Raw genomic sequence first — 18505 nt, 5'->3', positions numbered from 1 at the left:
GTGAGCGAACCAATGCCCGAGCAGGCTGCCCAGGATGCCGCTGCCATCGACGCCGCAGCACCGCAGGCCGTCGAGGCTGCCGCCGGTATCGAGGCCCCCTCGATCGCCCCCGACCACGAAGCGCCGCCCAAGCCCGATCCGGTTAAGGCGGACGCCCCGAAGGTGGAGCCGCCGCGGATCGAAGTGCCGAAGTTTGACGCCAAGGCTGACACCAAGGCTGAGGCCAAGAACGAGGCGAAGCCCGAGCCGAAGCCCGGCAAGCTGATTGTCATGGCGCCCTCGGACCGCTCGTGGGACCGCGAGGAGTTCGCCCCCCACGTGAAGGCGGACGAGCCGCGCGAGGCCGGCAGCAAGCGTCGCCTGTCGGCCATGGCCGCGGTGGTGGCGATCGCCGCCAGCGTCGGCGCGATCAGTGGCGCGCTTGCGACCGCCGGCATGATGCGTTTCGCAGCCCCAGCCCCAGCGCCGGTCCAGGTCGCCGATACCAGCGCGCTGGATGCCTCCGTCGCACGGATCGATGCCGATCTCGTCGCCCTGAAGGCCAATGTCGAGCAGAGCTCGAAGTCCGGCCTGAGCCAGTTCAACCGGGCCAACGACCGGCTGGACAAGCTTGAGAAGGCGCAGGCCGAGCCGCTGGCCCGGATCGCAAAGCTGTCCGAGACCGTCGACAAGCTCCGCGCCACGCCGCCCGCGCAGGCCGCAGCCGCGGCGCCCAGGGAGACCACCGGCTCGATCGCGCCGACCCAGCCCCAGACCCAGGTCGCGACCGCGGCGGCCGCACCGGCCCCCGCAGCTCCCAAGACCGAAGTCGGACGTCTGCCGACGATCGAAGGCTGGCGGCTGCGCAACGCCAGCAACGGTGGCGCGCTGATCGAGGGCCGCGATGGCCTCTACGAGGTCTATCCCGGCGATCCCATTCCCGGCGTCGGCCGCGTCGATGCGATCCGCCGCCAGGACGGCCGCTGGGTGGTCGTCACCTCAAGGGGGCTGATCGTCGGGCGTTGAGCGTCCGCTATCTGACTTTCGAAGAGGCGCTTCACCGCGATGTGAGGCGCCTTTTTGCTTGAATAGGCATGCTTGCGCGGTGTTACCTCAGGCATGGGCCGCGTCTTGCGAATTCTCGTTGCTGCCGCTGCATTGCTGAGTGGTGTCGTTTCGCTCCTCGCAGCGGAGACCACTGCGCTGACGCGCGGCACCGCGATCACCGACCCCGCTCTCCTGCGCAAGCTCGACCAGAGCAACACGCTGACGATCTCGCGTCTCTTGTCGCCGGAGCGGACTTCGGACGTCCCGCTCACGACCGAGCCGATGTTCGCCTCGCTGCCGCAGCTGAAGGCGATTCTCCCCGCGATCGATGCGGAATTCGAACGCTATATCGCCTGGTACAAGGCGACTTACCCGGGCGAGACCATCGGCGTGGGCGAGGGTTTTGACGCGCAATTGTTCGACTTGGCCAATCTGAAATCGCGCGAGGCGCGGTTCGTGCTGGCCGGCATCGTCAATCGCATGGACCGCGCCTATGTCTCGGAAGAATCATGCGGCGAGATCCGGCTGATCTTTCGTCTGGCGCGGTTCGATGGCGGGCCGGATGGCGGCAAGACCGCAATGCGGCTGCCGATGACATTCAACCTCGTGATGAAGGCGCGCGATGCGCGCCAGACGGATGGGAACGGCAAGCCGATCAGCTGCGCCGAGATCGCCCGGCGCTGGCTCGACAATGGCGACTGGCAGGGCTTGATCGGCAGTCGCGCCCCGCTTGACGACGCCATGCTCGACCGCATCGAGACCAACATCCAGGTCTCGGTCGCGCGGAAATCGGCGCTGCACGATTTCCGCTCCGATTATCTGCTCAAGGTGTTCAGGTACGACGCTGCCAGCAGGACGTTCGAGGAATCGACGCTGGAGAACCAGATCGATCGCGATCGCATGCTCGCCGACGATGCGCTGCGGCGCGACTTCAAGACCTGGCTGCTCGCGCCCGAGAACTTGCGCGCGTTCGATCGCGGCACGGTGCTGATCCCGGAGAGATTCCTGGCCAGGGCCGCAATTGTACCGACCCCCGCGGGCCTCGACGCCTCAGCCTTGCAGCCGGAGTTCGGCTTGATGCAGGGGGAGGGTAGGGGCGATCCTGTCTTCACCGACAATGACGTGGTCGGCGCGCTGAAGCAGGCGGCGGCCCGCGGCCTCGACATGCAGAACGTCCGTTCGGTCGCAGGCTTCCAGCGCCGTCTCAACGACGTCACCTGCGCCGGCTGCCACCAGACCCGCGGCATCGGCGGTTTCCATTTTCCGGGCGTCGATTGGCTCGCCGAGAAGCCGTCCAATTCCACCATCGTGCCGGCCTCGCCGCATTTCTTCGGCGACCAGCTCCGCCGCCGCGATATCCTGACCGCGTTCGCGGCCGGAAAAAGCCCTGATTTCTCACGCGGATTTGCCGATAGGCCGCAGACCCGCGGCAGCACCGAACTGGCCGGCAGCGAATATCAGGACGGCTGGGGGGCGCATTGTTCCCTGCAAAATGCGGGATCGGGAACGCCGGACAGGAGTTTTACGTCATGGAGCTGTGCTAACGGTCTTGCCTGCCAGGCCGCCGCGGCCTCGCGCCGCATCGGCATGTGCTTCATCAAGACGCGTTAAACCGATTTGGATGACCCATGACGGATACCAGCAACGCCAACAAGGAGCGCAATCGCGAGATTGCGCTCAATGAGGAAGCCAAGCAGGTCACCGGCAGCGCCCGCATCAGCATCTGGGCGGTCGCGGTGGCCGCCATCATCGGCGGCATTCTGTTCACGCTCGGTTGGCTGTCGCTGAGGTGATCGAAGCCGTCACTTCGCGTAATTCGTCATCCGTTTTCCCGGCAGCAACTCATAGGCCGGCTTCCAGCCCGGCAGCGCGGCCATGCGGCCGAGCCAGGCATGGATGGCTGGATGGCTCGATGCGAAATCGAAGCCATGCTCGTCGCTCGGATAGTGCAAATAGGCCATCATCGAGATGTCGGCGACCGTCGGCCTTGCGCCGATCGCGAAATCATTGTGCTGGAGATGACCGTCGAGAATGCCGAGAAAGTCTTCGAGCCGCCGGCGAAAATGCTTCAGCACCTGTGGATCGTTCTTTTCCGTGAACGACCGCATGAAGCGGTAGGTCGCCATGTAGCCGGTGAGCTTGTGGTTGTCCCAGAACAGCCAGCGCAAGAGCTCGAACTTGTCTTCCTCCGTTTCCGCGCCGAAACGCCCGTATTGCTCGGCCAGCTTCAGCAGCAGCGGCGCGGTCTGCGTCATCTTCACGCAGTCGATCTCGAGCACGGGAATCTCGCCCATCTCGTTGACGGCCTTGCGCCACTCCGCCGTGCGCGTGACGCCGCCGGCAAAATCGGTCCAGACCGGCTCGAACGTCTCACCGCAGAGCGTCAGCATCAGCGCCAGCTTGTAGCTGTTGCCGGATTCGGGGAAGTAGTGCAGGCGGTAGAGCGGCATGGGACCTCGCGGCATTGGTGCGTTGCCGATTGTTATAGCGGGATGGTCCCTCCTCGTCATTGCGAGCGCAGCGAAGCAATCCAGCAGTGCATCCGCGGTGGCAGTCTGGATTGCTTCGTCGCTTCGCTCCTCGCAATGACGGAGTGTGTGGTGGCGTATCGCCTTACCCCACCGCGCCCGACCCGCGCAGCTGCTTGATAGCGGCTTCATCATATCCCGCTTCGCGCAAAATCTCGTCACTGTGCTCGCCGACGGCCGGCGGCTTGCGCGGCTGCACCTTCTTGGCACCATCGATCCAGATCGGGCTGTTGATGGTGAGCATGGTGTCGTTCTCGAACGGCACCAGCACCTCGTTGTCGAGCATCTGCTTGTCGTTGGGGATGTCGTCCAGGATGGCGACGACGCCGAACACGAGGCCATTGCCGTCGAGGATTTTGCGCCATTCGGCGAGATCCCTGGTGGCGAAGGTCTCGTCCAGGATCTTGATCAGCTCGACCGAGCGGGCGTGGCGGTCCGCCCTGGTGACGAAGCGGGGATCATTGATCAGGTCTTCGCGCTCCAGGCACTTGGCCAGCGTCGGAAACTGCTTCTCCTCGTTGAGCAGCGACAGGATCAGCCAGCGGCCGTCCTTGCACTGGTAATGGTTGGCGACCGCGTTCAGCGCACGCTCGCGCGGCCGCCGCTCGCCGAACTTGGCGCCGCAGAGTTTGGCCTGCGCCAGTACGCTCGCGGCCCACACCCCGTTCGCCATCAAATTGGAGGCGACATGCGAGCCCTTGCCGGTCTTCTCGCGCTGATACAGCGCGGTGACGATCGCGCCGTAGAACGCCATGGCGCAAGGATGATCGCCCATGCCCGCGACCGAGCGCGCCGGCGTGGTGTCGGTGTCGGCACGAACGAGGTCCATCAGGCCGGAGCGCGCCCAATAGGCGTTGCTGTCGAAGCCGGGCTTGTTGGCTTCCTCGCCTTTCTCGCCATAGCCGGTGAAGGAGGCGTAGATCAGCCGGTCGTTGAGATGGGCGAGATGGTCATAGGTGATGCCGAGCTTGGTGCGCACCGGCGGCGGCATGTTGGTGATGAAGACGTCGGCCTCCGCCACGAGCTTGTAGAGCACGGCCTGTGCCTCAGGCTTCGACAAATCGAGTGCGATGCTCTTCTTGTTGCGCGCCTCCAGCAGCCAGGCGAAATTGTGCTCGCCGGAGGGATAGCCCGGCAGGTTCGGCAGGTTGCGATAGGGGTCGCCAGTGCCGGGCGGCTCGATCTTGATGACGTCCGCACCGAAATCAGACAGTACGGTCGCGGCCGCGGGCGCTGCAATGAAGCTCGCGCAGTCCAGAACCTTCAGGCCTGCAAAAATGCCCTTCTCCATCGCGGCGTCGCTCCCTCGCTTCAGTCGTTTCCCGCGCGCTGGAATTGGCGCGGGCAGGTCGTGGAGCATTAGACCGATGTTTTGCCGGGATGCAACGGCGCCTGGCGCAGGGCCTCACTCCTCCCCCGCAAGCAATGCGGCGTTGCCGCCGGCGGCCGCGGTGTTGATCGTCACGGTCTGCTCGGTGGCAAAGCGCGCGAGGTAGTGCGGGCCGCCGGCCTTGGGGCCGGTTCCGGACAGGCCGCTGCCGCCGAACGGCTGCACGCCGACCACGGCGCCGATCATGTTCCGATTCACGTAGATGTTGCCGACCTGGACCCGGTCGATGATCGCCTCGATGGTGTCGTCGATACGCGAATGGATGCCGAGCGTGAGCCCGTAGCCGGTGCGCGCGATCGATTGCAACACACGTTCGAGGTTCTCCGCGCGATAGCGCACGACATGCAGGATCGGGCCGAACACCTCCTCGGTGAGCTGACCGGCCTCCTTGAGCTCGAAGATATGCGGCGCGACGAAGCTGCCATCCGGCGCGGCGCCTGCAAAGTGCAGCCGCGCCTCGCGCTTCATCCGTGCAATATGCGCATCGAGGCGCTGCTTGGCCTCCATGTCGATCACTGGACCGACATGGGTCGCAACATCTGCGGGATCTCCGATCCTGAGTTCGCGCGCGGCGCCCGCGATCATCTCGATCATGCGGTCGGCGATATCCTCCTGCACGAACAAAAGCCGCAGCGCCGAGCAGCGCTGGCCTGCGGAGCGGAACGCGGAAGTCACGACATCGTCGGCGACTTGCTCGGGCAGCGCGGTCGCATCCGCGATCATGGCATTGATGCCGCCGGTCTCCGCGATCAGCGGCACGATCGGCCCCTCCTTGGCAGCCAGCGTCCGGTTGATCGCTCGTGCCACCTCGGTCGAGCCGGTGAAGACGACGCCCGCGACATCAGGATGCGCGGTCAGCACGGCGCCGATGCGGCCGTCGCCGGTGACGAGATGCAGCGCGCTTGTGGGGATGCCGGCCTCGTGCAGCAGCGCGACGGCCTCGCGCGCGATGCGCGGGGTCTGCTCGGCAGGCTTTGCAACCACGCTGTTGCCGGCCATCAGCGCCGCGGTCACCTGGCCCAGGAAGATCGCGAGCGGAAAATTCCACGGCGAGATCGCGACGAACACGCCGCGGCCGCGCAGGCTAAGCACATTGCTCTCGCCGGTCGGGCCCGGCATGGTCGCATCGACGCCGAACAGCTTGCGGCCCTGCGCGGCGTAGTAACGGCAGAAATCGGCGGCCTCGCGCAGCTCGGACAGAGCGTCGTCGAGCGTCTTGCCGCCCTCGGCTTGCAGCAGCGCGATGAAACGGGCGCCGCGGCTTTCCAGGAGATGCGCGGCCTGCTCCAGCGCCGCCGCGCGTGTGCCTGCAGGCGTGCGGCTCCAGCCGGCAAAGCCGGCGCGCGCAGCCGTCACCGCCGCGTTGGCCTGATCCGGTGTTGCGCCAGCGACAGGCTTGAGTTCGGCCGCCTCGCCCCTGACGTCGGCCAGCAGCTGATCCAGTGCGGCCCGCTCACCGAATTCGACGCCGCGCGAATTGCGCCGCTCCGGCGCGAACAGATCGGCCGGCAACGGAATTTTGGCATGAGGCGCCTGTTGCGGCCGGCCGATGGCATCCGCGGGGCGCTGCAGCAGCGCCGTGACAGGCACGCGATAATCGGCCGCCTGCGCCACGAACGACGAATTCGCGCCGTTCTCGAGCAGCCGCCGCACCAGATAGGCGAGCAGATCGCGATGGCTGCCAACCGGCGCATAGGTGCGGTAGGCGATGTCGGGATGATCTTTTGCCAGTTGCTCGTAGAGCGCTTCGCCCATGCCGTGCAGGCGCTGGAACTCGAAGCCGCCGCCATCAGCTGCGAGTTCCAGCACGGTCGCGACCGTCAGCGCGTTGTGGGTGGCGAATTGCGGGAAGATGCGCGGCCGCAAGGCGAGAAGCTTCGTCGCGCAGGCGACGAAGTTCAGATCGGTCATGGCCTTGCGCGTGAACACGGGATAGCCGCCCAGCCCGCGCTCCTGCGCGCGCTTGATCTCGGTGTCCCAATAGGCACCCTTGACCAGCCGCACCATCAGCTTGCGGTCATGCGCGCGAGCCAGCGCATCGACATAGTCGATCACGGCGCTGGCGCGCTTCTGATAGGCCTGGATCGCGAGCCCAAAGCCGTCCCATCCGGAAAGCGAGGGATCGGCGAGCGTTGCCGCGATGACGTCGAGCGACAGCTCCAGGCGGTCGGCCTCCTCGGCATCCACGGTGAAGTTCAGGTCGTAGGTCTTGGCGCGCTGCGCGAGGTTCAGCAGCAGCGGCACCAGCTCTTGCATTACGCGCGTGCGGCTGATCGCCTCGAAGCGCGGATGCAGCGCCGAGAGCTTGACGGAGATGCCGGGCCGGTCGGGCAGGGGATGGTTGCCCGCCGCCTTGCCGATCGTCTCGATCGCGCTGGCATAGGCGTCGAAATAGCGCTTGGCGTCGGCGGCCGTGCGCGCGCCTTCGCCGAGCATGTCGAAGGAATAGCGCGGCTTCTGGCCGGAGCGCGGCCGGGCCCGCTCCAGCGCCTGCTCGATGGTCTCACCCAGCACGAAATGATTGCCCATCAGCCGCATCGCCTGGCGCGTCGCGGTGCGCACCGCCGGTGCGCCGAGCCGCTTCACCAGCCGACCGATGGTGCCGTCGGGCGTCTCGCCCGGCTGGATCACCCGGGCCGACAGGCCGAGTGCCCAGGCCGAGGCGTTGACCAGGAACGCCGTGGACTTGGTCTCGTGATGGATGAAATCGCCCTCGCCAAGCTTGTCCTCGATGAACTGGTCGGCGGTGCGTGCATCGGGCACGCGCAGCAGCGCTTCCGCCAGCACCATCAGCGCCAGTCCCTCCTTGGTCGACAGCGCGAACTCCCGCAGCATGTCCTCGACCCCACCCAGCCGGTCGTCGCGCTTGCGGATGGCCTCGATCAGCCGCGTCGCGGTGCGGTCGATCCGCGCCTCCTGCGCCGGGACGAGATGCGAGGCCTTCAGAAGCCTTGCGGCGATCTCGGAATCATCGGGGGCGGAAGGCGCGGAGAAGGGCGGCGGGATGTTCGGCATGGCGTGTCCTGTGGCTGGAATCCAGGATAAGGCCCGCGTGACCGCAGTTCGATAGACAATCTAGCTAATTTGCCTTAGAAAATGAAGGCAGGAAGCAGCTTGGCCTGATAAATTATGGAACTGGACCGAACCGACCGGAAAATCCTCTCGATTTTGCAGGAGGACGGGCGCATCGCCAATGTCGAGCTCGCCGAGCGCATCGGGCTGTCGCCGACCTCGATCGGCGAGCGGCTGAAGCGCCTGCAGCGCGAGGGCTTTGTCGAAGGCTATGGCGCGCGGCTCAATCCGCACCGGCTCGGCCTTGGGCTCCTGGTGTTCGTCGAGGTGCTGCTGGACAAGACCACGCCGGACAATTTCGAGCGGTTCGCGCGGGCCGTGAAGCTCGCCCCTGAAGTGCTGGAGTGTCACATGGTTGCCGGCGGCTTCGACTATCTCGTGAAGGCGCGGCTGGCCGACATGACCGCCTATCGACGCTTTCTCGGCGAGACCCTGCTGTCGATGCCGGGCGTGCGCGAGACGCGGACCTATGCGGTGATGGAGGAGATCAAGCGCGACGCACCGCTGCCGGTGGGTTAGCGAAGTGCAGTCGCGATTGTCATTGCTGTGGTTCGATAAGCGGTCTTCGCAGGAAAAATAGCTATCCTCGTGCAATCGCAACGCCTGTCGTCGAATGCACCGGCCGTCTTCTTAAAATTTATTGGCCCGCTCCCGGACAAATCCGGGAGGCAGCAAAGGCTGGCGCGGGCTTATACTTTGAGGTTCTCCGCGGAGGTCTTGCCCCGGTTTGCGATCTCTTCGTATTCCACCGTCTGTCCCTCGTTGAGCGTGGACAAACCGGCCTTCTGCACTGCCGAGATATGCACGAACACATCCTTGCCACCCGACGCAGGCTGGATAAATCCATAACCCTTCGTCGGGTTGAACCACTTGACCGTACCTTTAGCCATCACGACTTCTCCGCGGGTCTTCCTCCGAGATCTCGAACCGCCAGTCCCCGCCAACCGGCCGGTTCGGTCCTAACAGGATACGCGGAATGTGGCAGGCTTGGTAGCTCAAACCACATCGCCATTTTGCCGAATTCCGCTCAACTTCGCGGCGTTTCTGCCGCTTTTGCCCGTTTCGCGGTCAAATGGCCGGCACGCGTGCCGGGCGTCCGTCAGTACGTCGCAGCCAGATAATCGACGATCTTGCCGATATCGGCATCGTCGATCGGTGCGCCATAGACCTTGATCATCTTGGTCACCTCGGCCTGCCAGAAGGCCCTCTTGTCCTTCATCGGCGGCTGCGTGGCGACGTAATCGGACGAATGGCAGGCGCCGCAATTGCCCTGCACCACCTCGAGATTGGGACCGGGCTTGAAGGCTGCGACCTCGTCGGGGGTCTTGTAATTGACCGGCGCTGCAAGTGACGAGCCCATCAATGCGGCGACGGCGAGCGTCATGGCGAGGAGAACAATGCGCTGCATGATCGGTCTCCTTCAGGCCACGCTGACGCGGACGGTTTCGACGACGTTGCGCAAATAGCCCGCCGGGTTCCAGCGCGGGGTGTCCGGCTGGGTCTCACCGCCGTTGCCAATGGCGCGGACCTTGAGCTCAACGCTGCCGGATGCGAGCTTCACCGGCAGCTTCCATTCGCGGAAGGCGTACTTGCCGAGATCCTTGCCGAGCTTGGCGCCGACCCAGGTCTTGCCGCCGTCGGTGGAGACCTCGACCTGCTTGATGCCCTTGCCGCCATCGAAAGCGATGCCGCGCAGGGTCACGGCGCCCGCCTTCAGCCTGGCGCCATCGGGAACGCTGGTGATGAAGGAGCGGATGGTGAAGCGATTGATCGGGATCGTCGCCTTCGGCGCGGTGCCCGGCTCGACTGCGTTGTTCGGCGTGTCGGGGATGCGATAGGCCGATTTCATCCAGAAGCCGTCATAGACGTTGTCGATGACGTTGATCTCGTTGAGGTGCTTGACCCAGTAGGTGCCGTAATAGCCGGGCACGATCAGGCGTAGCGGGAAACCGTTGAGGAACGGCAGGTCCTCGCCGTTCATGCCATAGGCCAGCATCACCTCGCCGTCGCTGGCGTGATCGAGATCGAGCGCCTTGATGAAATCCGGCGTCTTGTCGTTGACCGGTCCGTCCATGCCGTTGAAGGTGACCTGCCTGGCGCCGCTTTGCACGCCGGCCATCTCCAGCACCGCCTTCAGCGGCACGCCGCGCCAGCGCGCGCAGCCCATCGCGCCATTGGCGAGTTGGCCGCCGGCAACGCGCGGCTCGAAGAAGCCGCGGCTGTTGCCGGAGCACTGGTTGACGGCGACGATCTCCGTCGCCTTTAGCTTCCTGATGTCTTTCAGCGACAATTTCAGGGGCTTGTCGACCTTGCCCTTGACTTCCAGCGTGAACTTGTCGGGGTCGAGATCGTAGGGCAGGTCGGAGAGGTGATAGCGCACGAAGAATGCGTTGTTCGGCGTGATCGGGCCGTCGTTGAACACCGCAAACGGCGTCTCGAGTTGCGGCGGCCGGCTGGTAAGCCCGATCATCGGCCGCTTCTGCGGATACTTAACCAGCGGCCGTTCGCCGTTGGCGAAGGGCAGGGTCACGGTGTCGAGGGCCAGCGCCTTGGTGGCGCCCAATCCTGCCGCCAGCGCGGCGAGGCCGCTCCCTTGAGCAGATCGCGTCGATCGAACATTCTCGTCTCCTCCCGGAGCTTTTCTTCCGGCCGCGGTCATCACCGTAGCCTGCGCTCATCTGTCGCAACGATTTGGATGAAGTCAATTCGTGCTTTCGCAGCAAGCCCATGCCGCTGCGCTGCAGCAGGCCGGTGTTGCGTCTGTAATGAGATGAGGCGAGCTGCGGCGGCGACGGCGGTGTGCCACACCTCTCCCGCTTGCGAGAGCTTTGCACAAGAGGAGGATTTGCGATTCTCTAGGGCCTGTGGTGGAGGCGGATTCGGATGGCATATCGAGAGGTTGGGCAACCGAGCTTCGCGGACGCGCTGGTATCGCGGCGAGGGAAGGGTAGCCCGGTGCTGAAGCGGATTGGCGAACTGGTCGACTGGGCGGCAGTGGAGAGAGTGCTGAATGGTCTTCCGGAGCCGGAGCGCGGCCCTCCGCCCTATCCGCGACTGGTGCTGTTCAAGGCGCTGCTGCTGCAGCAATGGTATGGGCTTTCCGATCCGGCGCTGGAGGAAGCGCTCGACGACCGGGCCTCGTTCCGCGCCTTCTGCGGCTTTGTGCTGAGCGACGAGACGCCTGATCACACGACGATCTGGCGATTCCGCGAGGCTTTGCAGCGAGCCGGTCTGGACGAGAAGCTGTTCGCCGAGATCCTGCATCAGATCGACGCACGCGGGCTGGTGCTGCGCCGGGGCACATTGATCGATGCGAGCCTGATCTCGGCAGCAGTAAAGCCGCCGAAGCCGCCAGAGGACCCGCAGCCGCCCGGCCCGGACGGCCGTGAACCGAGCAAGCTGGTCAACAGCAAGCGCGATCCAGATGCACGCTGGACCAAGAAGGGCGGCAAGCGGTACTTCGGCTACAAAGCCCATATCGGCATGGATCAGAGTTCGGCCATCGTCCGCCGCAGCAAGCTGACCGACGCTGCGGTCAACGACACGGTGCCCGCCGACGAGTTGGTCTGTGGTGATGAGAAGGCGGTCTATGCCGACCAAGCCTATGACAAGCACGAGCGCCGCAGCGGGCTCGCCGCGCGAGGAATCAAGCCGAGGCTGATGTTCCGGCCGAACAAGCATCATCCGCTCACCGAGCGGCAGAAGCGCTTCAACAATGCCGTGGGAAAGCGCCGCGCACCGGTCGAGCAGGTCTTCGCGCGCCTCAAGGGCAGCTACCGCTGGGCGCGCGCTCGCTATCTGGGTTTGGCGCGCAATCAGACGCATCTGCGCCTGATCTGCCTCGCCATGAACCTCAAACGATGGGCGGTGCTGTGCCCGATAGGAGCCGCAGCGTGACCACCACCCGCCGCTACCCCGCGGCCACGAAAAACAGACGCCCCACCCCTCTGGGGCTACGCGAGGCCGTTCAAAAAAAGCCCCATATCGAACTTCACTCCAGCACAACTCATTACGCAAAGCTCTCGCTTGCGGGAGAGGTCGGCGCGTCCGGGCGATGCGAAGCATCGTCCTGTGCGCCGGGTGAGGGCTCTCTCCTCTAGGGGAGTGTCCCGTTGCGGAGACACCCTCTCCCCAGCCCTCCCCCGCAAGCGGGGGAGGGAGCGCATCGAGCTTGCCGCTCGCTCCTCACGCCGCCACCCGCTCGCTGCGATCGACCAGCCCCGCCAGCTCCCTCGCATTCGCCACCACGCGCACCGCGAGCGGCTCGTCGCGGCCGCGGATGGCGACCTCCTGCTGCGGCAGGGCGTCCTCGGCAATATCAGCGGTGCGGCGAACTTCTTCCGAGACGATGGTCTCGCAGGCCAGCGTCTTGGTCATGTCCTGCAGGCGGGCGGCGACGTTGACGGCATCGCCGAGCGCGGTGAAGACGATGTGATCGCGGTAGCCGATGTCGCCGATGATGACCTCGCCGCCGTGGATGCCAATGCCGAAGCGGATCGGCTGGCGCAGATCGTGGCTCAGGAGATCGTTGAGCGCGTCGATATGCATGGCGATTCCGGCTGCGGCCTTCAGCGCCTGCCGGCACGCGGTTTGCGGGTCGGCCGCGAGCCCGAACAGCGCCAGCATGCCGTCGCCGACGAACTGGTTCGGTTGGCCGCCGTTCTCGATCACGGCCTGCGACACCGCGCCGAGGAAGCGGTTGACGATGAAGACCGTGTCGAACGGCAGGCGCTTCTCGGCCAGCTGCGTCGAGCCGCGCATGTCCACGAACAGGCTGACGAGATAGCGCTCCTGGCCGATGCTTGCGGATGTCGAGGCTTCGCCGCCCGTCGCATGGGTGTGGGGCGCGAAGAGCTGGAAGAAGGAGAGATCTGACGTCGGGCGCAGCTGACAAGCCAGCCGGATCGAGGGATCGGCGGTACCGACGCGGGTAAGTACGAAGGCCTCGCGCTGCGACGGAGTGGGCAGGGTATCATGATCGCCGATGATGCGGATACGGCAGGTCGAGCAGCGGGCGCGGCCGCCGCAGACGCTGGCATGCGGCACGTTGTGACGCAGGCTCGCTTCCAGCACGGACAGGCCCTTGGGAACCCGTACCGTCTTGCCGTTGCCGTAGGACAGCGCGATCATGCCGCCGCGCCGTTCGCGCAGGGCGCGCACGCCGCGCGCCGCCAGCACCAGTCCGAGCAGTCCGAAATAGCCGATGGTGAGACCGCTCGCGATGCGCTCGAGCGTGTCGCCTTCCGCGACCGTGCCGACCTGGCGGCGGCTGAGATGCTGCTTGCGCCATTCGCCATCGTCACTGTCGGCGGCGACGCTGCGGCCGCCCTGGTAGATGCCGAGCAGCGAGAGTGCCGGGATCAGCACCGCTGCCGCGAGCAGATAGGGCGCCGCGCGCGGGAAGAATGGCTTCAGCCGAAGCCAGAAATAGACGCCGATGCAGCCGTGCACCCAGGCAATGAGAAGCAGGATCGTCATCTGCCAGAGCAGGCCCGGCGCCGCGACGAAGAACAGATAGAGCTCCTGCGGATAGAGCTTCTCGTGTCCGTACAGCGTCTGTGCAAGCCGCACGCCGATGACGTGGCCCATGACGAGGACGGGGATGCTCAAGCCGAGCACGAGCTGGAGCGGCTCGATCGTCCGCCAGCGGAACTGGCGGCGCTGATACAGCGCGTAGAGGCCGAGCCCCATATGGATGAGTGCGGCCGTGTAGAACACGATCGCGACCGGGAGGAACTGCCAGAACAGCGTGTGGTAGTAGACCCCGGTCTCCATGGCGTCGACCGAGATGTTGCCGAGCGCATGGTTGAGGAAATGACTGACGACAAAGCAGAACAGGATGATGCCGCAGACGAGCCGCACCTGCCGCACCCCGGTGGCGCCGACGACGGACATCTGTCTGGGAGCAAGGGCCATGATTCGGTTGTATCAGCTCATCGAGGAGACCAGCCAGCGTAGCCTTTAATTCCCCATATGGACAGGTTGTGAAATCACTTGCCCGGGACCATCCCAGGGGAGCTTGCCCCACATTGACTCCCCCTGCCAAGTCGGGGAAAAGCGCGGCCGTGACGATCGCTCCCGACATCTCTGCGAAGCCAGACGGCGCCGAACGCCGCCTCATCCTGATTGCCGCAGCGATCATTGCCGCGATGACGCTGCTCCGCATCGTCTACGCCTCCGCCATCGAGCTGCGCACCGACGAAGCCTATTACTGGACCTGGTCCAGGGAGGCTGCGCTCAGCTTCCTCGATCATCCCCCCGGCATCGCCTGGCTGATCCGCTTCGGGACCGCGATCTTCGGCGACACCAATCTCGGCGTCCGCTTCGGCGGCATCGTCGCGATGCTGGTGACGCAGCTGCTGCTCGCCGACATCGTCCGCCGCCTCACCCATGATGCGCGCGCGATCGCGTTCGCGGTGCTGATGCCGGAGGCCGCGCTCTATTACGGCCTGCTGATGGCCAAAGTCGCGCCCGACATCGCCATGATCCCGTTTGCGGTCGCGATGATATGGTCGCTGGTGCGGCTGGCGCAGGGCGGTGATGGTCGCTGGTGGCTGGCGGCCGGACTGTTCGCGGGCCTCGCGATGCTCTCGAAATTCACCGTGATCATGTTCGCGCCGGCGGTTGCCGCCTTTCTGCTGGTGCCGGATTGGCGCTGGCGCTGGCTGCGCAGCCCTTACCCCTATCTCGCCGTCGTCGTCGCTTTGGCGGTGTTCTCGCCGGTGCTGATCTGGAACGCGCAGCACGACTGGGCCTCGTTCCGCTTCCAGGGCGTGCGCGCCACCGCCAATTACGGCGTTTCGTTGCGTACGACCGGCGATTACATCGGCCTGCAATTCGGCCTGGTCGGCTTCGTCATGCTGCCGGTGGTGTTGACGGGCCTGGTGCTGACGGCGTGGCGCGGCTATCGTACGCGCGAGCCGGTCGCGATCCTGTTGTCGACCGCGGTGCTGGTGCCGTTCGCCTATTTCTTCTTCAAGTCGCTGACGCTTCGCGTCGGTGACACCTGGCCGATGTTCATGTGGCCGGTCGGTTTTGCCGCCACCGCGGTCAATCTCGTCACGATGAGGAAAGAGGGGTGGTCCGCCCGGATGCTGGAATCCTCGCTGTTCTGGGCCAGGACAGCGATCGTCTCAGGGATCGCCTTCGTCATCATCGTGTTCCTCTACTACGTTGCCGCGCCCTGGAATTGGCTCGGCAAGCTCGACCCGATCGGCGCCGAAGCCGGCTACGAGCAGGTGGCCGCGCGCGCGCAAGCCGCCCTCGAGGCGACAGGCGCGACCTGGATCGCGACCACGGACTACCGCACCTACGCCATGATGAGCTGGCTGTTCCGTGGCCGCGTGCCCGTGATCGAGATCAACGAGCGCGGCCGCTTCCAGGATTTCCGCGATCCCGGCATGGACAAGATCAAGGGCCACGCCGGAATCTATGTCGGGCGCGAGCCGGACGATCGTTCATCGCTGTGGGAGAGCATCCCCGCCCAGCGCGAGCAACTCGGCCGGGTCGACCGCCAATGGCGTGGTGTCGTGACGGACACCTATGTGCTGGAGAAGCTGACCGGCTGGACCCCGGAGCTGTCACCGCCCAAGGACTCGCCGCTATTCCAGTGGAAGGTGCTGGCGGGCGCTTACCCTCCCCTGGAGGGGTCCGGGACGAGCGTAGCTCGCCCGTGGTCGATCGCGCGCAGCGCGAGCGGGGTGGGGTGATCTCTCCACGCGGGCAGTGTTGGATGGGGAGAGACCGTCACCCCACCCCGGCTCGCATCGCTGGCGCGCTGCGAGCCGACCCTCCCCCTCCAGGGCAGGGTAAGAAAGCGCCGCTACTCCTCCCCGTCCTTCTTCCGCAGCAGATCGGTCGCCAGATCCGACAGCTTCGGCGGCGGCAGGGCCGCGAACGGCAGCGGCCGCGTGACATCGATCGCGGCCAATCCCAGCCGCGCCGTCAGTAGTCCGTTCAGCACGCCTTCGCCGAGCCGCTGTGACAGCTTTGCCGCAATGCCATGGCCGAGCATCTGCTGCACCAGGCTGTCACTCGCGGCCATGCCTCCGGTGATGGCGAGATGGGCGATGACGTGGCGAAGCAGGCGGATCATGCCGAGCGCGCCGGGACGGCCGCCATAGAGATAAGCGAGCTGGCGGATCAGGCGCAGCGCGGCCACGAGCACGAACAGCACGTCGATTGCCGCGCGCGGGCTCACCGCGGTCACGATCGAGACCTTTTGCGCGGCTGAGGACACCAGCCGCCGCGCCTCGGCATCCAGCGGCGACATCAGCTCGCGCTCGGCGAGGCGGATCATGTCGGCGCCGTCGATGATCTCGCCGGCATGACTCTCCAGCGTGGCGCGGGCACGCGCCAGCTGCGGGTTCTGGTGCGCGATCTTCAGGAGATCCTGCACGATGACGCGGCTCTCCTTGCGATCGTCGCTGGCGAGCACGGCCGTTGCGCGCTGATGCAGCTTCTCGATGGTCGCAAGCCGCGCCAGCCCGAACGCCTCGCGCCCGATCACCACCGCGAGCGCCAGCGCGGTGACGGCGGCGAAGGCAAGCCCGACGAAGCCGAGCGTTTGGTTGCGCGCGAACAGATCCTCGATCAAATGGACGACGCCGAGCCCGGTGCCGAGCAGCGTCAATCCGGCGAGCCCCGACCAGAACAGCGCGCCCCAGGGAAAGCCGCGCCGCGCCGGCAGCGCGGCTTGCACCGGCACCGGCAGCAGCGCCGGATCGGGCTCCGGCGTGATCTGGATGGTGGCGCGACCGAGGCGGCTGGTCTCGTCGGTCTCGGTGACGACGACGCCGGGATCGTCGAGCCGGAACGTCGCCGGCCGCCGGGGCTTCGATCGCTCGGTCATGACAGCTTGTCTCCGATCAGGAACTGCAAGGCACGGTCGAGGCGGATGTGTGGCAGCGTCGGTTCATCCGTGCCCTCGCGCTCGAGCTTCGGCGGGCGGAAGCGCAGGAAGCGGAAATCGCTGTTCCCCGCCGCCTCCGTCGCGAGCCCGCGGAAGGCATCCGCCCCGTTGAACAGCGGTTCGGGATCGAGCGGCAGGTCGCCCGGAAAGGTCGCAACCTCGGTGTTGCCGTCGAAGAACTCGCCGCCGGCGCTTTCGCCTGCGGCCGGTGTTCCCAGGATCGACGGCAACTTGTCGCGGCCCCGGGCCACCTGCGCTTCGCGCGTGGCGCGCACGGCGGCAAGCGCGACGACGTCGATCGCCGCGCCGGTCGTTTCCGCGCGCGCGACCGCGCGCGAGACGGCGCGGCGCAGCACCGCCTCGAGCCGGTCGTGGCTGGAATGATGCAGATGATCCGCCTTGGTCGCCGCGAACAGGATGCGGTCGATGCGCGGCCGGAACAGGCTGGAGAGGATCGTGCTGCGGCCGATGTTGAAGCAGTCGAGAATGCCTGATAGCGCGGCTTCGAGATCGTGCAGCGCCTCGGGGCCGGAATTGAACGCGGCGAGCGCATCGGCCAGCACGATCTGGCGATCGAGCCGCGCAAAATGATCGCGAAAGAACGGCCGCACCACGACGTCCTTGTAGGCTTCGAAGCGCCGCACCATCATCGCCCACAGCGATCCCTCGGGTGCCTGCATGCCCGCGGGCACGTCGAGCGGCGCAAAGGTCAGCGCCGGCGTGTCGGCGAGATTTCCGGGCATCAGGAAGCGGCCGGGCGGCAGCAGGCTCATCGCGAAGCGCTCGTCGCGGCACGCGCGCAAATAATCGGTAAAGAGCTTTGCGGCCGTCAGCGTCGCCTGCTCGTCCTCGCGCGCCTCAGGCTTGAGCGTTGCGAGATGGCTGTGCCACTCGGCCGCGAGATGCGCGCGCGGCGCCTCGCGCGACAGCGCCAGGCTCTCCGCAGACCATTGCTCGTAGCTCTTCTGGAGCAGCGGCAGGTCCAGCAGCCATTCGCCGGGATAGTCGACGATGTCGAGCGTCAGCGTGCGGTCGGCGCCGTTCGGGCGCTGGTAGTCGATCACGAGACGGAGCTCGCTGATGTCCACGGTCGAGCTCGGCCATCGCCGTTCCTCGATCAGCGCGCGCAGATGGCTCTCATAGGAAAAGCGCGGCACGGCATCGTCCGGCTGCGGCGCCAGATGCGCCCGCGCAATCCGGCCCGAGGCATAGGCCTCGAACACCGGAAACCGGCCGCCGCGCGTCAGGCCGTGGATCAGCGCGGTGATGAACACCGTCTTACCGGCACGCGACAGGCCGGTGACACCAAGCCGCACCGTCGGATTGAAGAAATGCTCGCCATAGTCGATCAGCGCCCGCGCCGACAGCCGCGCCTCCTCGACGATATCCTGGAAACTGAATGCCATATGAACGTGAGGGATCTCGGGCGAGGGATACGTAAATCGGATTAGTCACAAAAGTGGCAATTGCCTGAGGAAATTCAAGCTTTCATACTTCCACCGCCTTTGTCGGCAAATCAGCCGCTTGAACGACCCGCCGGTCCCGAAACACCCATACAGAGGCCATTGCCTCGAGCCG

At 65.9% G+C, this 18505-nt stretch carries 14 protein-coding genes and 1 pseudogene; 6 read left to right on the top strand and 9 right to left on the bottom strand.

The annotated features are described in order from the left end of the window. Nucleotides 1-12 precede the first annotated feature (12 nt). From BDOA9_RS01040 to BDOA9_RS38680, 3 genes are all read left to right on the top strand, one after another. Entirely contained in the window at nucleotides 13-1005 is a 993-nt protein-coding gene (locus tag BDOA9_RS01040; RefSeq protein WP_025032092.1) for a hypothetical protein, read from the top strand. Nucleotides 1006-1098: 93 nt separating this feature from the next. After that, a complete protein-coding gene (locus BDOA9_RS01035) occupies nucleotides 1099-2637 on the top strand; it encodes a hypothetical protein (RefSeq protein WP_025032091.1) in 1539 nt (512 codons plus the stop codon). A 17-nt stretch (nucleotides 2638-2654) separates the two neighbouring features. Continuing rightward, nucleotides 2655-2819, top strand: coding sequence for a hypothetical protein (locus BDOA9_RS38680; RefSeq protein WP_192859533.1), 165 nt, complete (start codon nucleotides 2655-2657; stop codon nucleotides 2817-2819). Between the two features lie 9 nt (nucleotides 2820-2828). On the opposite strand, the gene BDOA9_RS01030 is transcribed toward BDOA9_RS38680, so the two are convergent. The 3 genes from BDOA9_RS01030 to putA form a co-directional block, all read right to left on the bottom strand. Continuing rightward, the gene (locus tag BDOA9_RS01030; RefSeq protein WP_025032090.1) at nucleotides 2829-3476 is read right to left on the bottom strand and encodes a glutathione S-transferase family protein; all 648 of its coding nucleotides are present in this window, start codon (nucleotides 3474-3476) and stop codon (nucleotides 2829-2831) included. 163 nt (nucleotides 3477-3639) lie between these two features. Further along, nucleotides 3640-4845 (bottom strand): CaiB/BaiF CoA transferase family protein, encoded by a 1206-nt coding sequence (locus BDOA9_RS01025; protein WP_025032089.1) that lies wholly within the window; start codon nucleotides 4843-4845, stop codon nucleotides 3640-3642. 114 nt (nucleotides 4846-4959) lie between these two features. Beyond that, nucleotides 4960-7959 carry a bifunctional proline dehydrogenase/L-glutamate gamma-semialdehyde dehydrogenase PutA gene (putA, locus tag BDOA9_RS01020; RefSeq protein ID WP_025032088.1) on the bottom strand — a complete coding sequence of 1000 codons (3000 nt, stop codon included), beginning with the start codon at nucleotides 7957-7959 and terminating at the stop codon, nucleotides 4960-4962. 114 nt (nucleotides 7960-8073) lie between these two features. Here putA and BDOA9_RS01015 point away from each other — a divergent pair, with 114 nt between their 5' ends. Further along, complete coding sequence (locus BDOA9_RS01015; RefSeq protein ID WP_025032087.1) at nucleotides 8074-8535, top strand: Lrp/AsnC ligand binding domain-containing protein; 462 nt, start codon at nucleotides 8074-8076, stop codon at nucleotides 8533-8535. A gap of 170 nt (nucleotides 8536-8705) precedes the next feature. Here BDOA9_RS01015 and BDOA9_RS01010 read toward each other — a convergent pair whose 3' ends face one another. The 3 genes and pseudogenes from BDOA9_RS01010 to sorA all read right to left on the bottom strand — a co-directional run bounded on the left by BDOA9_RS01010 (nucleotide 8706) and on the right by sorA (nucleotide 10635). Further along, a complete protein-coding gene (locus BDOA9_RS01010) occupies nucleotides 8706-8906 on the bottom strand; it encodes a cold-shock protein (RefSeq protein WP_008563500.1) in 201 nt (66 codons plus the stop codon). Between the two features lie 209 nt (nucleotides 8907-9115). Then, nucleotides 9116-9424 (bottom strand): SorB family sulfite dehydrogenase c-type cytochrome subunit, encoded by a 309-nt coding sequence (sorB, locus tag BDOA9_RS01005; protein ID WP_025032086.1) that lies wholly within the window; start codon nucleotides 9422-9424, stop codon nucleotides 9116-9118. A 12-nt stretch (nucleotides 9425-9436) separates the two neighbouring features. Further along, nucleotides 9437-10635, bottom strand: a pseudogene (gene sorA / locus BDOA9_RS01000) (SorA family sulfite dehydrogenase catalytic subunit). A gap of 264 nt (nucleotides 10636-10899) precedes the next feature. On the opposite strand from sorA, the gene BDOA9_RS00995 reads away from it, so the two are divergent. Beyond that, nucleotides 10900-11913 (top strand): IS5 family transposase, encoded by a 1014-nt coding sequence (locus BDOA9_RS00995; RefSeq protein WP_025032085.1) that lies wholly within the window; start codon nucleotides 10900-10902, stop codon nucleotides 11911-11913. Nucleotides 11914-12201: 288 nt separating this feature from the next. Here the strand turns inward: BDOA9_RS00995 and BDOA9_RS00990 are convergent, their stop codons facing one another. Next, complete coding sequence (locus BDOA9_RS00990) at nucleotides 12202-13932, bottom strand: adenylate/guanylate cyclase domain-containing protein (RefSeq protein WP_152033076.1); 1731 nt, start codon at nucleotides 13930-13932, stop codon at nucleotides 12202-12204. Nucleotides 13933-14165: 233 nt separating this feature from the next. On the opposite strand from BDOA9_RS00990, the gene BDOA9_RS00985 reads away from it, so the two are divergent. After that, nucleotides 14166-15725: a glycosyltransferase family 39 protein gene (locus tag BDOA9_RS00985; RefSeq protein WP_082847903.1), complete on the top strand. Its 1560-nt coding sequence runs from the start codon at nucleotides 14166-14168 to the stop codon at nucleotides 15723-15725. Between the two features lie 113 nt (nucleotides 15726-15838). Here BDOA9_RS00985 and BDOA9_RS00980 read toward each other — a convergent pair whose 3' ends face one another. Continuing rightward, nucleotides 15839-16867: a YcjF family protein gene (locus BDOA9_RS00980; protein ID WP_025032083.1), complete on the bottom strand. Its 1029-nt coding sequence runs from the start codon at nucleotides 16865-16867 to the stop codon at nucleotides 15839-15841. Further along, nucleotides 16864-18333, bottom strand: a complete 1470-nt coding sequence (locus tag BDOA9_RS00975) for a YcjX family protein (RefSeq protein WP_025032082.1) — start codon at nucleotides 18331-18333, stop codon at nucleotides 16864-16866. Before BDOA9_RS00975 ends, BDOA9_RS00980 begins: the two co-directional genes overlap by 4 nt. Nucleotides 18334-18505: the final 172 nt, after the last annotated feature.

It is taken from the genome of Bradyrhizobium sp. DOA9, from assembly GCF_000617845.2.
Lineage (GTDB): Bacteria > Pseudomonadota > Alphaproteobacteria > Rhizobiales > Xanthobacteraceae > Bradyrhizobium.
The sequence above is the reverse complement of the archived record's forward strand: the minus strand, read 5'-3'. Positions and strand labels throughout refer to the sequence as shown.

Coding starts and splice junctions, on each gene's coding strand:
- BDOA9_RS01030 (WP_025032090.1), bottom strand. CDS start 3,476: ATGCCGCTCTACCGCCTGCACTACTTCCCCGAATCCGGCAACAGCTAC.
- sorB (WP_025032086.1), bottom strand. CDS start 9,424: ATGCAGCGCATTGTTCTCCTCGCCATGACGCTCGCCGTCGCCGCATTG.
- BDOA9_RS00975 (WP_025032082.1), bottom strand. CDS start 18,333: ATGGCATTCAGTTTCCAGGATATCGTCGAGGAGGCGCGGCTGTCGGCG.
- BDOA9_RS01025 (WP_025032089.1), bottom strand. CDS start 4,845: ATGGAGAAGGGCATTTTTGCAGGCCTGAAGGTTCTGGACTGCGCGAGC.
- BDOA9_RS01015 (WP_025032087.1), top strand. CDS start 8,074: ATGGAACTGGACCGAACCGACCGGAAAATCCTCTCGATTTTGCAGGAG.
- BDOA9_RS00980 (WP_025032083.1), bottom strand. CDS start 16,867: ATGACCGAGCGATCGAAGCCCCGGCGGCCGGCGACGTTCCGGCTCGAC.
- BDOA9_RS38680 (WP_192859533.1), top strand. CDS start 2,655: ATGACGGATACCAGCAACGCCAACAAGGAGCGCAATCGCGAGATTGCG.
- BDOA9_RS00995 (WP_025032085.1), top strand. CDS start 10,900: ATGGCATATCGAGAGGTTGGGCAACCGAGCTTCGCGGACGCGCTGGTA.
- BDOA9_RS01040 (WP_025032092.1), top strand. CDS start 13: ATGCCCGAGCAGGCTGCCCAGGATGCCGCTGCCATCGACGCCGCAGCA.
- BDOA9_RS01035 (WP_025032091.1), top strand. CDS start 1,099: ATGGGCCGCGTCTTGCGAATTCTCGTTGCTGCCGCTGCATTGCTGAGT.
- BDOA9_RS01010 (WP_008563500.1), bottom strand. CDS start 8,906: ATGGCTAAAGGTACGGTCAAGTGGTTCAACCCGACGAAGGGTTATGGA.
- BDOA9_RS00985 (WP_082847903.1), top strand. CDS start 14,166: ATGACGCTGCTCCGCATCGTCTACGCCTCCGCCATCGAGCTGCGCACC.
- BDOA9_RS00990 (WP_152033076.1), bottom strand. CDS start 13,932: ATGGCCCTTGCTCCCAGACAGATGTCCGTCGTCGGCGCCACCGGGGTG.
- putA (WP_025032088.1), bottom strand. CDS start 7,959: ATGCCGAACATCCCGCCGCCCTTCTCCGCGCCTTCCGCCCCCGATGAT.